This is a genomic window from Sphingomonas sp. NCPPB 2930 (genome assembly GCF_042867205.1).
Classification (GTDB): domain Bacteria; phylum Pseudomonadota; class Alphaproteobacteria; order Sphingomonadales; family Sphingomonadaceae; genus Sphingomonas.
Genome location: NZ_JBHZQU010000013.1, coordinates 22831 through 37046 on the forward strand (window position 1 = coordinate 22831; position 14216 = coordinate 37046).

Here is a 14216-nt window from a genome sequence, read left to right on the forward strand (position 1 = left end):
GGTCATCCGGCGCGCGTCTCGGCATGGAGACGATCCATCTCGGCGCGCAGCGTGGGATGATCCTCCTGCGCCACCGCCTGGACATGATCGCGCACCGCGTCCTGGCGCTGCGCCACCTCGCGCGCGATCGCCGCGCGCTGGGTGCTGCACCAGCCCGGACGGCTGCCCTCGATCACGCCGTCGCGCGCCGCGCTGCGGCTCAGGGTCGTGCCGGTGGTCGCCCGCGCCTCGCGATGGACGGTCACATTGGCGCTCCACAGGCACCGCAGCGTCGAGGGGCGGCCGCCGGTGGCGACCGCGCCGATCTGTTTATGGGTCACGCCGACATCGGCGCTGTAACGGACCGCGACCGGCCCGGAATGATGGTCCAGCTGCATCCGGTGCTCGATCGCTCCATCGGATGCGGCGGCGGTGCCGAGCACCAGCCCGGCGATCAACAACATGGTCATGGTCTTCTCCTTGGCGTGCCCCGGCCCATGCTGGCCGGTGGCGTATCGGCCCCGTGCGGGACCGATGACCGATCAATACATGACAAATATGTCATGTTCCAAGTCTGTCGGCGCAATGATGACGTAAGGGTCCCGGCTCAGTTGCCCGGCATCCGACAGGGCCGGATCGTGTCGGGTTCGGGGCGCGGCCCGGTCGCGCGGAAAGTGGCCAGATAACCACCCGCCGAGGGCATGTTCTCGATCGAGACCTGGGTGAAGCCGACCGCCTCGAACTCGCATTTCAACAGTTCGGGCGGGGTGCCGTGCGCGCGGGTGCGACGATTGGCGTCGACCACCACGACCAGCCCGTCGGGCTTCAGCGCGGGGAACAGCCGCCAGAGAAACTCATAGGGCTGGTCGATCTCATGATACATATGGACCATCAGCACCCGGTCGAAGCTGTTCGGCGGCAGCTTGGGATCGGCGGGCTCGCCCAGCCGGACGCTGACATTGTCCAGCCGCTCGCGCGCGACGCGGTCGGCCAGCCGGTCGCGCCAGGCCGCGACGATGTCCTCGGCCAGCACCCGCCCCTGCTTGCCGACGCGCTGCGCCAGGCGGACGGTGTAATAGCCCTCGCCCGCGCCGATATCGGCGACGGTCATGCCGGGGCGGATCTTGGCGCGGTCCATCACCTGGTCCGCCTCGCGCAGCCGGTCCCGCGCGTCCTCGCTCGACCAGCGCGCCGACACCACGTCGGCGACCGGGCGGTCCGCCGCCGGAAAGGGTCCGGGCTTGTCCTCGTCGCGCTGGATCAGCGGCTTGGAGCCGTCGCACGCCGCCACCGCGCCCCCCAGCGCGATGACGAGTGCCGCCGCCAGGATCGATCCCGCCCCCTGGATACGCATCTTAGTCGACATCCTCCACCGCGACCGCCTCGCCGGTCACGCGCTGCGACAGCGCCGCCGCCATGAACGAGTCGAGATCGCCGTCCAGCACGTCGCCGGGCGCGGTCGAGGTGACGCCGGTCCGCAGATCCTTCACCAGCTGATAGGGCTGGAGGACATAGGAGCGGATCTGGTGGCCCCAGCCGATATCGGTCTTGGTCGCGTTCTGCGCATTGGCCGCCGCCTCGCGCTCGGCCAGTTCGCGCTCGTACAGGCGGGCGCGGAGCTGGTTATAGGCCTCGGCCTTGTTCTTGTGCTGCGACCGCTGGTTCTGGCACTGCACCACGATGCCGGTCGGCAAGTGGGTGATGCGGACCGCCGAGTCGGTGGTGTTGATGTGCTGACCACCCGCGCCCGACGCGCGGTAGGTGTCGATGCGCAGCTCGCTCTCGTTGATCTCGACCTCGATATTGTCGTCGATCACCGGATAGACCCAGACGCTCGAAAAGCTGGTGTGGCGGCGCGCGGCGGAGTCGTACGGGCTGATCCGCACCAGCCGGTGCACGCCCGACTCGGTCTTGGCATAGCCATAGGCATTCTCGCCCTTGACCAGCAGCGTCGCCGACTTGATCCCGGCCTGCTCGCCCGCATGGAAGTCGATCAGCTCGACCTTCATGCCGTGCCGCTCGGCCCAGCGCGTATACATGCGCTGGAGCATCCCGGCCCAGTCCTGGCTCTCGGTGCCGCCCGCGCCCGCGTTGATTTCCAGATACGTGTCGTTGGCGTCCGCCTCGCCGGCCAGCAGCGCCTTGACCTTGTCGGCCTCGGCGCGCTTGGCGAGTTCGCCCAGGCTGGTGACGGCTTCCTTCTCCAGTTCCTCGTCGCCCTCCATCTCGGCCAGCTCGATCAGCTCGACCGTGCCCGACAGCTCGTTCTCGATGGCGCGGGTGGCGGTGATCGCCTCGTCCAGGCGACGACGCTCGCGCATCACGGCCTGGGCCTGCTTGGGGTCGTTCCACAGCGCCTGATCCTCGACGCGCGCGTTCAGCTCGTCCAGGCGGCGCAGCGCGCGGTCCCAGTCGAGGAAGCGGCGCAGCAGCTCCAGGGCATCCTTGATCGTGTCGACATGAGCCTGCGCTTCAGCGCGCATGAAAATTCTCCGAATCGGTCGTGCGGCCGTCCGAACGGGGACGGCAAAACGAATATGGGAAGCGGGCTAGTAGATTCCGCCTTCTCTTTGCAAGAAATCGCTGTCGCGGGGCGCCGCCGGGGTGGCGGGGCCGGTCGGCGTCGCGGGGGCCTCGGTCGCGGGCCCTGCGCGGCGGGCGCGACGGCGCGGCTCGCTCTCGGGCTTGAACGCCTCCCAGATCACCGCGGGCTTGGGATCGTCGCCGGTCGGGAAGGTGCCATAGACAGGCCGTCCGCTCGCCCGGTCGATCCGCACCATGCGGATGCCCGGCGGCGCGCGGAAGGGCAGCTTGTCCAGCCCCTCATAGGCCTTTTCGGCGAATTCGCGGAAGATCGGCACCGCGACCGTCCCGCCCTGCGCATAGCCGCCCAGCGAACGCGGATGGTCATAGCCGATATAGAGGCCACCGACGAATTGCGGCGTGCCGCCAACGAACCACACATCGGTCGGGCCGTTATTGGTGCCGGTCTTGCCGAACATCGGACGGTCGAGGTCGCGCAAGCCGGTCGCGGTGCCGCGCTGGATCACGCCCTCGGTGATATGGACCATCTGATAGGCGGTCATCGCGTCCAGCACCTGCCGCTGGTGCGAAACCGGGCGCGGCATCGGCTTGCCGTCATAATCGGCCATGTTGCAGCGGTCGCAGGCGCGCCAATTCTCCGGCCAGATCACCTTGCCGTGCCGGTCCTGCACGAAGTCGATCAGCGAGGGATCGCCGCCGCGCCCGTTATTGGCAAGGATCGCATAGGCGTTGACCATCTGCCCCACCGTCGTCTCGCCCGCGCCCAGCGCATAGGCGAGATAGGGCGGGAAGTCGCCGATCCCCATCTGCTTGATGGTGGCGACGACGTTCTTCATGCCCACCGTCGCGGCGGTGCGCACCGTCATCAGGTTGCGCGACTGCTCGATGCCCCAGCGCATGGTGTGCGGCCCGGCGCCCGCCGAATTGCCGAAGTTGCGGAAGCATTTCGTGCCCAGATTGGCACCCTGGTCGACGCAGAACGGCCCGTCGACGATGATCGAGGCGGGCGTCATGCCATGGTCGAGCGCGGCGGAATAGACGATCGGCTTGATCGTCGAGCCCGGCTGGCGCTGGGCCTGGGTGGCGCGGTTGAACGCCTGGAGCCGGGCGTCGAAGCCGCCCTGCATCGCCAGCACGCGGCCGCTGGCGGGTTCCTCGACCACGAAGCCGCCCGAGATGCGCGGGACCGAGCGCAGGCCGAACACGCTGCCCTCCGGCGCGACCGCGACGATGTCGCCGACCTTCAGCGCGCTGAACGCGGTCGCGGCCGTCCCCCGGCGCGGCATCTGCGCCAGGCTGCGCGGCAGCGTGCCGGTGCGGCCGTTGGCGAAGCCGATCGTCGCCTCGCTGCCGCCCTTGCCGGTGACGATCCCGGCGCGCCAGTCGCGATAGTCGAGCGCGATATTGGTGTTGAGCAGCACCTGTTGCCAGTTGCTGTCGTCGATCTCCTCATGCCGGATCGGCCCGGACCAGCCGCGCCCGCCCTCGAACCGGACCAGCCCGTCGCGCAGCGCCTGGGTCGCCAGATCCTGGAGCCGGGTGTCGAGCGAGGTGCGCACCCACAGCCCACCGTCATAGACGCTGTGCGGCCCGCTCTTGGCGTTCTCGCCGAACTGCTTGATCAGCTGGCGCCGGACCTCCTCGACGAAATAGCCGCCGACCTGCGCATATTTGGGGGTGCGGCGCAGCACCGTACCCAGCGGCTCCGCCATCGCCGCGTCATATTGCGCGCGGGTGATGAAATTGTTGCGCAGCATCTCGCCCAGCACATAGCCGCGCCGCTCCAGCGCGCGGTCGGGATGGCGGATGGGATCGTAATTGGACGGCCCCTTGGGCAGCACCGCCAGATAGGCCATCTGGCCGAGCGTCAGCTCGTTCAGTTCCTTGTCGAAATAGGCATGCGACGCCGCCTCGACGCCAAAGGCGTTCCGCCCCAGCGCGATCTGGTTGAGATACAGCTCCAGGATCTGCGGCTTGGTCAGCGCATTCTCGATCTTGTACGCCAGGATCGCCTCGCGCACCTTGCGCGTCGGGGAATAGGCGTTGCCGATCAGCAGGTTCTTGGCGACCTGCTGGGTGATGGTCGAACCGCCGCGCGCGCGTCGCCCGGTGCCCCATTTCTGCGCATAGTCGAGCACCGCGCCCGCCAGACCCGGATAGTCGACGCCGCCATGTTCGAAGAAGGTCTTGTCCTCCGCCGCCAGGAACGCGCGCACGAGCAGCGGCGGATATTCGTTATAGGACAGCTCGACCCGGCGTTCGCGCGCATAGGACTGGATCGGGGTGCCGTCGATACCGCGGACATGGGTGGGCAGCGGCGGCTCATAGGCCTTGAGCGCATCGACCGAGGGCAGGTCGCGCATGAACAGGAACCAGAACAGGCCCGCGCCGATCACGGCCAGCAGGGCGAGCGCGGCCGACAGCCTAACCCACCAGCGGCGCCATGGCGGGCGACGCGGCGTTTCGGGGGCTTCGGACGGATGGGAGAAGGTGACGGCCATGATTTTGCGACGGTCCGTGTAGCAGGTTCGCTCCGGCTTGCCACCTGCCAGCCGTCACGCCCGCGTCAGGCGGCGGGCGGCTCGTCGCGATCCGGGCCGAGGGCGGGGTCGGGACCGGCCGAGGGCATATGGCGCGCACCGACATGCGCCTGCCCCCGCGCCGCCGCCAGCCGCTCCTGCCGGTGCCGCTCGGCATAGGCGGCCAGCCGCTCGGGGTCGCGGGTGCCGTGACAGGCGGGGCAGCTGACCCCCTCGACATAGAGCGGCGACGATCGATCCTCGGGGCTGACCGGCATCCGGCAGCCATGGCATAGCGCATGCGAGCCCTGTGCCAGTCCATGCCCCACCGCCACGCGCGCATCGAAGACGAAGCATTCGCCCTGCCAGCGGCTCTCCTCCTCGGGCATCGTCTCCAGATATTTCAGGATGCCGCCGTCCAGGTGGAAGACATCCTCCACCCCTTCGGCCTTGAGGAAGGCGGTCGCCTTTTCGCAGCGTATCCCGCCGGTGCAGAACATCGCGACCCGGCTCTTGCCCGCCATCAGTTCGTCACGGTGATCGCGGAACCAGGCGGGAAAGTCGCGGAAGCTCTTCGTCTTCGGGTCGACCGCGCCGTCGAAGCTGCCGATCGCGACCTCGTAATCGTTGCGCGTGTCGATCAGCACGGTCTGCGGATCGGCGATCAGCGCGTTCCATTCCGCCCCCGCGACATAGGTCCCGACCTCGCGGGTCGGGTCGATGCCGTCCACGCCCATCGACACGATCTCGCGCTTCAGCCGCACCTTCATCCGATGGAACGGCATCGTCTCGGCGGTCGAGTCCTTATAGTCCAGATCGGCGCAGCCGGGCAGCGTGCGGATATGGTCCAGCACCGCCGCGATCCCGTCATGGCTGCCCGCAATGGTGCCGTTGATCCCCTCGGCCGCCAGCAGCAGCGTGCCGCGAATCCCGTTCGCCTCCGCAACGGCGAGCAGCGGTTCGCGCAGCGCGGCGGGGTCGGGGAAAGGGGCGAAACGGTAAAGGGCACAGACGCGGATCATCGCCCGCCCCTTACGCCGATCCGGCGATGGGGGCCAGACATGGCGCCCCGCGGCATCACGCCCGCACGGGCAGCGACGCCTCCGCCAGCCACGCCACGGCCTCGTCATGGCTGAGGAAGGTCCGGCAATTGGGGCCGACCAGATAGCGCTCGGTCTGCAACTTGGCGAGACTGGACCCCGCGACCGCCGCGATCGGGGCGGAGGTCAGCTTCAGCGCCTTGGGCATCATCGCCGCGAGCGCGTCGATCACCGGCAGCGGCTGGATGGGCGCCTTGCGCAGATCGGCCAGCGTGCAGAACGTCCCGTGCCGGATCCGGATCGCGGTCCCGCGCGCCAGCAGATCGGCCGAGAACATCGTCGTCACCGCCAGCGACCAGAAGCCGTTGGTCGTGATGTGCAGAATCCGGGCGCGCTCGTCGAACGCGATGTCGTAATAGTCCTTCATCGGTCGCGCCCGTTACGCCACGCGCCGCATCGCCAGCGTGCGGAGCGCGGGCAGGATGACCGCTTTCTCGAGCACCAGGCGCGTCTCGACCAGACGAACGATTTGCGCCGAAGCTACCTTATAGCCCGGCCAATCCGCCTGCACCGCCGCCGTCGACCACTGGGCGATATGTCCGCTCGACAGCCGCCGCTTGACGGCGAGGTCCCTGTCGAGTTCCGCGATGCGGGCCGCGAAGGCATCGCCCTGGCCGCGCAGGATCAGCGGATAGATTTCCGTCTGGAGGAATTTGGCGCGCGCGGTGCTGGCGGAAAGCAGGCCGTGCCGGGCGGCGCACAGCGCGGCCAGGTCCAGCACCGGCGACGCGCAGGCGCGGCGATACAGGGCCAGCTGCTCCGTCGTGCGCCGATACTGCCCCTCAAGCTGTTCTACATATTCGGTCATTGGAAAATGACCCTAACCGCAAAAGTTTAACGAGTGTTGCCGGACGGGTTCGCCCCGATCTACGGCGGGCTCAGCGCGACGCCATCCGCCGCGCGAAATGCACCTCGACCGCCTGGAGCACGGCCTGCGCGATCCGCTTCTGCCCGTCCTTGCTGGCCAGGAAAGCCGCATCCTGCATGTTCGAGATATAGCCCGTCTCGAACAGGATCGAGGGCATGTCGGGCGCCTTGAGCACCATCAGCGAGGCCATGCGGTGGAAGACCGGCTTGACCGGGATCAGCGGCTGCGCCTCGCGGCCCAGCAGGCGTGCGAAGCTGGCCGAGGCGTTCATCGTCTCGCGCTGGGTCAGGTCGATCAGGATCGAGGATACGTCGCTGTTCCCGCCCAGATCGACGCCCGCGATCACGTCCGCCTTGTTCTCGCGCGCCGCCAGCCGCGCGGCCTCCTTGTCGGAGGCGACGTCGGACAGGGTATAGGCGGTGGCCCCGCGCGCCTCGCCCGCGCCCGCGCTGTCGCAATGGATAGAGATGAACAGGTCGGCATGCAGCCGCCGCGCGATATTATAGCGTTCGCGGTGCAGGATATAGCGGTCGTCCTCGCGGGTCAGCGCCGCGCGCACGCGGCCCGATGCCACCAGCGTATCGCGAATCGCCTTGGCGATGGCGAGCGTCACATCCTTTTCGCGCAGGCCCGTCTGCGGATTGATCGCGCCGGGATCGACCCCGCCATGGCCCGCATCGATCACCACCAGCGGGCGGTCGTCGGCGCCCTTGACCCGTGGCAGCGGCAAAGTGCGCGTCGCCGCCGGGACCGGCACCGACAGCGCATAGGTGGGCTTGCGCTGGAAATGGAAGGGAAAGAAGTCGAGCGCGCCGGCGAAGCTCGCCTGGGTATAGCCCTGGCGCACCGGCTTCAGGGTCAGCGACAATTGCCGCCCGTCATCGTCGAAGCCGCCGTCGAAGATCGTCGCATTCTCCGCCAGGTCGAAATCCAGGCGGGTGACGTCGGGCTTGATTCGCCGCTGGGTCAGGCCGCGCACCACCCCTTCGCGCACCGCCAGTGCATTGGGCGAGGCGCCGGTCACGTCGATCGACACGCGCCGCGGCTCGTCCAGCATGACGCTGCGTGCGCGTTTGACGGGTGTATCGAACCGGATGATCACCTGCGCGCCGCGCACCACGACCTTGCGAATCGTGGCGGCCCACGCACCCGCCGGCGCGAACACCCCCATCAGAAAAGCGATCAGCATCAACACGACGCGGCGTACATGCCGCGCCCGCCGGCCGCTGGTCCAGCGAAAAGCCATCACCCCAAAACCCTTTTCGGCGATCGGTCGATCGACATTCGGGGGTAACGCCGCGCAGCTGTATCCAGCCTTTCCACGCATGGTTAACCGGCAATTCGGCATTTTCTGGCCGGGAGAATCGGCAGTTTTCCGCCTGTTGCGCAAACGTTCCGATGATGCTAGCAATCCGGTGGACCCCGACCCCGATCACCTCTCCCACGATCGGGGCGGGGCCATCCATCAAGGGCCGGGAACGCGAAGGCTTTCGCGCCAGGGCCAACCAGGTTGACGCTCGCATGACGCATATGATCCACCCCGCAGTCCGACCGGCCCATGCCGGCGGGAACGCGGTGTCGTGGATCCGCACCGGCCCCGTTGCCGGCGCTGCGGCTGCGGCCGACACGCATTCCGTTTTTTCCAGCGGACCGGCGCCCCGCGCCGCCGCCCACCTTATTTACCGCGCGCGACGGCTGCCACCGGGCCCGACGCGCGCGTGGAGACTTCATAATGACCACGCGTATGCTGATCGACGCACGCCACCGGGAAGAAACCCGCGTGGCGGTCGTCAAGGGTAACCGGATCGAGGAATTCGACTTCGAGTCGGCCGAGCGCAAGCAGCTCAAGGGCAATATCTACCTCGCCAAGGTGACCCGCGTCGAACCGTCGCTGCAGGCGGCCTTCGTCGATTACGGTGGCAACCGTCACGGCTTCCTGGCCTTTTCGGAAATCCATCCCGATTATTACCAGATCCCCAAGGAAGATCGCGAAGCCCTGCTGCGCGAAGAGGCCGAGCATGCCGCCGAAGAGGCCGCGCTGCGCGCCGAACTCGACGCCGAGGATGATGAGGATCATGACGGCGAGGATCATGACGATCACGCCGACGACCATCACGACGACGAAGACGGTGAAGAGAATGGCGCCGCCCCGCGCGCCCGCAAGTCGACCGTCAATGACGACCAGGTCGAGGCGCTGCGCCAGCGTCGCCAGAATCTGCGCCGCCGCTACAAGATCCAGGACGTCATCCATCGCCGCCAGGTGCTGCTGGTCCAGATCGTCAAGGAAGAGCGCGGCAACAAGGGCGCGGCGCTGACCACCTATTTGTCGCTGGCAGGTCGTTACTGCGTGCTGATGCCCAACACGTCGCATGGCGGCGGCATCAGCCGGAAGATCTCGAACGCGGCCGACCGCAAGCGCCTGAAGACCATCATGGCCGACATGGCGCTGCCCTCGACCATGGGCTGTATCGTCCGCACCGCCGGGCTCCAGCGGACCAAGACCGAGATCAAGCGCGACTTCGACTATCTGGCGCGCCTGTGGGACGGCATTCGCGAAAAGACGCTGCATTCGTCGGCGCCCGCGCTGATCTATGGCGACAGCGACCTGATCAAGCGCGCGATCCGCGACATCTACAATCGCGAGATCGAGGAAGTGATCGTCGAGGGCGAGGAAGGCTATCGCCAGGCGAAGGACTTCATGCGCTTGCTAATGCCCGCCCATGCGCGCCGGGTGAAGCAATATGCCGACGCCGTACCGCTGTTCCAGCGCGCGCATGTCGAGGATCAGCTGGCCGCGATGTACAATCCGGTCGTCCAGCTGAAGTCGGGCGGCTATCTGGTCATCAACCCGACCGAGGCGCTGGTGTCGATCGACATCAACTCCGGCCGTTCGACCCGCGAGCATAATATCGAGCAGACCGCGACCGCGACCAACCTGGAAGCCGCGCAGGAAATCGCGCGCCAGCTGCGTCTGCGCGACATGGCGGGCCTCGTCGTCATCGACTTCATCGACATGGACAACAACTCTAATGTCCGGAAGGTCGAGAAGGCGATGAAGGAGGCGCTGAAGAACGATCGCGCCCGTATCCAGGTCGGCCGCATCTCGTCCTTCGGGCTGATGGAAATGAGCCGCCAGCGGCTGCGCACCGGCGTTCTGGAAGCGTCCACCCGTCCGTGCCCGCATTGCGAGGGCACCGGCCTGGTCCGCACCGCTTCGTCGTCGGGTCTGTCGGCGCTGCGTCTGATCGAGGACGAGGCCGCGCGCGGTCGCGGCTCGATCCTGACGCTGCGCGCCAGCCAGGAAGCCGCCATCTATGTGCTGAACCGCAAGCGCGCGGACATCGCCGAGATCGAGGATCGCTACGGCGTCACCGTCGAGATCATCCCGGACCGCGAGGAAGAGGGTGCGCGCATGACGGTCGAGGCCTCCGGCCCGCCGCCCGCCTATGCCCCCAAGATCGACACGCTCCTGCCCGTCGAGGAGGATGAGGACGATCTGATCGACGAGATCGAGGAGGAAGAAGAGGACGAGGTCGAGGAGGAGGCCACCGAAGCCGCCGCGCCGCGCGAACCCCGCGAGGAAGGCGAAGGCGGTCGCAAGCGTCGCCGTCGCCGTCGTGGTCGCCGCAACCGTGGCGAGGGCGAGCAGCGCGAAGGTGCCGAGGCGACCGAGGAAGCCGAATCCGATGAGGCCGAGGACGGCGAGGAGAACGCCGCCGAAGCCGTCGAGGCGACCGAGGCCGAGACCGAGTCCGGTGAACCGCGCGAAGGCGGCCGCCGCCGCCGGGGCCGTCGCGGCCGTCGCGGTGGCCGTCGCCAGGACGGCGGCGCGACCGAGGTTGCGGCCGACGCCGGTGCCGAAACGGTTGCCGAGGGCGATGACGACGCGGCCGAAACGCCGCTGACCATCGAGGAGCCGATCGAGGCGGGCGATGCCGCCCCCGTGACCACCCCGCTGGCGGTGGCCGAGGCCGAGGCGGAAACCGCGCCCAAGACCCGTCGTCGCCCGCGCGCCCGCAAGGCCGCGCCGGTGGTGAGCGAAACGGTCGAGGCGCCGGTGGTCGAAGAGGCTCCGGCGGCGGACGCCCCGGTCGCCGAGGTCGAGGCGGAAGCCCCCGCCAAGCCCAAGCGCACCCGCAAGAAGGCTGCCCCCAAGGCAGCCGCCGAGCCGGTCGCCGAGGAAGCCCCCGCCGCCGAGGCGGAAGCCCCGGCCAAGCCCAAGCGCACCCGCAAGAAGGCCGCCCCCAAGGCAGCCGCCGAGCCGGTCGCCGAGGAAGCTCCCGTCGAGGCCGAAGCCGTGACCGCCGAGGAACCGGCCCCGACCGCCGAGCCGGACGCCGCCACGGGCGAAACCCCGCGTCGCGGCTGGTGGCAGCGGACCTTCGGCGCCTGATCGCCGAACCCTGAACGCGAAGACGCCCTCCTTCCCCGGCGGAAGGAGGGCGTTTTTGTTGGGGGGTGGACGCTACGGTTCGGGCGCCACCCTCACCCTTCCGGCGCTCCGCGCCTCCCTCCCTCTCCCACCGGGAGAGGGAAGGGGCCCGCCCGCGTCAGCGGGTGGGAAGGGTGAGGGTAGCGCGACGACACCGGAAGCCATGCCGCCCCACCCTATCCCCGCGCCGCCGCCAGCCTGCGCGACGCGGCGCATAGCCCCATCCGGCCCGGATTCGGCGGAACCGCCGCCACCATGCCATTCGGCGGGTTCCGGAACCCCAACACATCGTAACGATGCGCGATCCCGCCGCGCTCGACCCAGACCAGCCACAGGTCGCGCACCCGATAGGCGCGCAGGAAGCGGACCCCCGGCGGCGCATCGCGGTGCGCGACGTCGGTGGCATGGAAGGGCTGGCCCGCCTCGGCCACGACACCACCGGCCGCCGCGGCCATCGCAGCGGCGACGGAGGCGGGCAAGTCGGCGATCCGCCGGATTTCCGCACCGCTGGCCCGAATCCGGCAGGGTGGCAGGCCCTGTCGCACCGTCACCGGCGCGGGTCGTTCGTCGATCGTCATCGCCACCATTCCGTCTCCCCTTTCGTTCGCCCGGCGTTCAGCCATGCGCTGCCAGAGGCTATCCATCGCACCCGCGCCTGCAAAGCCGGTTGTGCGCGGGGCCCGACCCGACGATAGAGGATATCATGAAGCGCCTGATCGCCGCCTTCGCCGCCACCGCCCTGCTCTGGGCCCAACCGGCCGCCGCGCAGTCGATCCTGCGCGATGCCGAGACCGAGACTCTGTTCGCCGACATGTCCGCGCCGCTGATCAAGGCGGCGGGGCTGTCGCCGCGCGACGTGAAGATCGTCCTGATCAACGACGATTCGATCAACGCCTTCGTGGCGGGCGGGCAGATCGTCTATGTCCATTCGGGGCTGATCCAGGCGGCGGACAATGTGAACGAGGTGCAGGGCGTCGTCGCGCACGAGCTGGGCCATATCGCCGACGGCCATGTCGTGCTGGGCGATGCCGCGATGAAGCCCGCCATGGGCATGTACCTGCTCTCGATGGTGCTGGGGCTGGCCGCGATGGCGGCGGGCGGCGGCGAGGCGGGCGCGGGGATCATGGCGGCGGGACAGCAGGCCGCGATGGGCAAGGTGCTGGCGTTCAGCCGCACGCAGGAATCCAGCGCCGACGCGGCGGGCGCGCGATACCTGACCACCGCCGGGATCACCGGCAAGGGGATGCTGAGCTTCTTCAAGAAGTTGCAGAACCAGCAATATCGGTACGGCTACACCAATATCGATCCCTTCGCGCAGACCCACCCGCTATCGGCCGACCGCATCCAGGCGCTCACCGCCGATCTCCAGGCCGCACCCGCCTGGAACAAGCCGGTCGATGCGAAATTGCAGGAACGCTTCCTGCGGGTGAAGGCCAAGCTGCTGGGCTATGTCGCCACGCCCGAGGCGACGCTGATCAAATATCCGGTCAGCGACCAGTCGGTCTATGCGCATTATGCGCGCGCCTATGCCTATCACAAGGCGGGATACCCTGACAAAGCCGAGGCGGAGGCCGCCGCGCTGATCGCGCGCGACCCGCACGATCCCTATTTCGAGGAAATCCAGGGCCAGATCCTGCTCGAATCGGGCAAGCCCGAAGAGGCGCTGGCCCCGCTTCGCGCCGCGACCATGGGGTCGGGGCAGAATGCGCTGATCGCCACGACCTTCGGCCATGCGCTGATCGCGACCGAGGACAAGCGCCATCTGGCCGAGGCGGTGAAGGTGCTGAAGGTCGCGGTGCAGCGCGACGACGACAATCCCTTTGCCTGGATCCAGCTCGGCACCGCCTATGAACAGCTGGGCGACGAGCCGCGCGCCGCGCTCGCCACCGCCGAGCGGGCCAGCATGATGGGCGACACCCGCACCGCCATCCAGAGCGCCCGCTATGCGATGGCCAATCTCACCCCCAATACGTCCGAATGGATTCGGGCGCAGGATATCGCAATGACCTCTGCCGACGCCGCCGCCAGTTCCAAGAAGAAGCGCCGCAAATGAGCATGAAGGCCTTGGCCGCCGTCGCGGTGATCGGCGGCCTGATCGGTGGCGGCGCCGCGATCGGCATCCAGCAACTGGCCGCGCCGCACGGCGCCTCGGGCGAGGCGGTGCGCGCCTATCTGCTCGACCATCCGGAGGTGATCCCGGAGGCGATGCAGCGGCTTCAGGACCGCGAACAGGGCAAGGCGGTGGCGGCGATCGGCGGCGACCTGACCAAGCCGTTCGGCAACGCCTATTCGGGCAACCCCAAGGGTGACGTCACGCTGGTCGAATTCTACGACTATAATTGCGGCTATTGCCGGGCCAGCCTGCCGCTGCTCAAGCGGTTGGTCGAGGCCGATCCGAAACTGCGCATCGTCTATCGCGAGCTGCCGATCCTGGCGCCGTCCAGCCGGGCGGCGGCGCGGATGAGCCTGCTCGCCGCGTCGCAGGGCAAGTTCCAGGCGTTCCACGACGCGCTCTATGCCGGAGGGCCGGTCAGCGACGCGACGATCGCGGCAGCGGCCAGGGCGGCCGGGGTCGACACGACCAAGCTCGCCGCCTTCCAGCCCCAGGCCGATGCCGAGATCGCGCGCAACATGGAGGCGGCGAGTCGCCTGGGCCTGAACGGCACGCCCAGCTGGATCGTCGGCAACCGCGTCCTGTCGGGCGCGCTGCCGATCGAACAATTGCAAAAGGCCATCGCCGACGCGCGAAACGGTTGATAAAGCGGCAGTCTTCC

General features: G+C 68.4%; 12 protein-coding genes. 3 read left to right on the forward strand and 9 right to left on the reverse strand.

Annotated features, from left to right (window positions below):
• Positions 1 to 2: 2 nt before the first annotated feature.
• The 8 genes from ACFX59_RS14250 to ACFX59_RS14285 form a co-directional block, all read right to left on the reverse strand.
• Entirely contained in the window at positions 3 to 449 is a 447-nt protein-coding gene (locus ACFX59_RS14250; protein ID WP_307102577.1) for a hypothetical protein, read from the reverse strand.
• A 137-nt stretch (positions 450 to 586) separates the two neighbouring features.
• Complete coding sequence (locus ACFX59_RS14255; RefSeq protein ID WP_307102576.1) at positions 587 to 1333, reverse strand: class I SAM-dependent methyltransferase; 747 nt, start codon at positions 1331 to 1333, stop codon at positions 587 to 589.
• A 1-nt stretch (position 1334) separates the two neighbouring features.
• A complete protein-coding gene (gene prfB, locus ACFX59_RS14260) occupies positions 1335 to 2462 on the reverse strand; it encodes a peptide chain release factor 2 (protein ID WP_307102574.1) in 1128 nt (375 codons plus the stop codon).
• Between the two features lie 66 nt (positions 2463 to 2528).
• Positions 2529 to 5024, reverse strand: a complete 2496-nt coding sequence (locus ACFX59_RS14265) for a penicillin-binding protein 1A (RefSeq protein WP_387432976.1) — start codon at positions 5022 to 5024, stop codon at positions 2529 to 2531.
• Between the two features lie 65 nt (positions 5025 to 5089).
• Positions 5090 to 6064 carry a rhodanese-related sulfurtransferase gene (locus ACFX59_RS14270; protein WP_387432978.1) on the reverse strand — a complete coding sequence of 325 codons (975 nt, stop codon included), beginning with the start codon at positions 6062 to 6064 and terminating at the stop codon, positions 5090 to 5092.
• A 55-nt stretch (positions 6065 to 6119) separates the two neighbouring features.
• On the reverse strand, positions 6120 to 6509 hold the full coding sequence (locus ACFX59_RS14275; protein WP_307102568.1) for a hypothetical protein: 390 nt from the start codon (positions 6507 to 6509) through the stop codon (positions 6120 to 6122).
• Between the two features lie 12 nt (positions 6510 to 6521).
• Positions 6522 to 6950 carry a hypothetical protein gene (locus ACFX59_RS14280; protein WP_387432981.1) on the reverse strand — a complete coding sequence of 143 codons (429 nt, stop codon included), beginning with the start codon at positions 6948 to 6950 and terminating at the stop codon, positions 6522 to 6524.
• A gap of 70 nt (positions 6951 to 7020) precedes the next feature.
• Positions 7021 to 8256, reverse strand: a complete 1236-nt coding sequence (locus ACFX59_RS14285; protein WP_309692274.1) for an N-acetylmuramoyl-L-alanine amidase — start codon at positions 8254 to 8256, stop codon at positions 7021 to 7023.
• Positions 8257 to 8742: 486 nt separating this feature from the next.
• Between ACFX59_RS14285 and ACFX59_RS14290 the strand changes: the two genes are divergently transcribed.
• Positions 8743 to 11403: a ribonuclease E/G gene (locus tag ACFX59_RS14290; protein ID WP_387432983.1), complete on the forward strand. Its 2661-nt coding sequence runs from the start codon at positions 8743 to 8745 to the stop codon at positions 11401 to 11403.
• A gap of 215 nt (positions 11404 to 11618) precedes the next feature.
• Here the strand turns inward: ACFX59_RS14290 and ACFX59_RS14295 are convergent, their stop codons facing one another.
• Positions 11619 to 12029 (reverse strand): hypothetical protein, encoded by a 411-nt coding sequence (locus ACFX59_RS14295; RefSeq protein WP_387432985.1) that lies wholly within the window; start codon positions 12027 to 12029, stop codon positions 11619 to 11621.
• Positions 12030 to 12145: 116 nt separating this feature from the next.
• Here ACFX59_RS14295 and ACFX59_RS14300 point away from each other — a divergent pair, with 116 nt between their 5' ends.
• The gene (locus ACFX59_RS14300; RefSeq protein ID WP_309699462.1) at positions 12146 to 13495 is read left to right on the forward strand and encodes a M48 family metalloprotease; all 1350 of its coding nucleotides are present in this window, start codon (positions 12146 to 12148) and stop codon (positions 13493 to 13495) included.
• Positions 13492 to 14199: a DsbA family protein gene (locus ACFX59_RS14305; protein ID WP_387432988.1), complete on the forward strand. Its 708-nt coding sequence runs from the start codon at positions 13492 to 13494 to the stop codon at positions 14197 to 14199. The genes ACFX59_RS14300 and ACFX59_RS14305 overlap by 4 nt, the downstream gene beginning before the upstream one ends.
• The last annotated feature ends 17 nt before the right edge of the window (positions 14200 to 14216 follow it).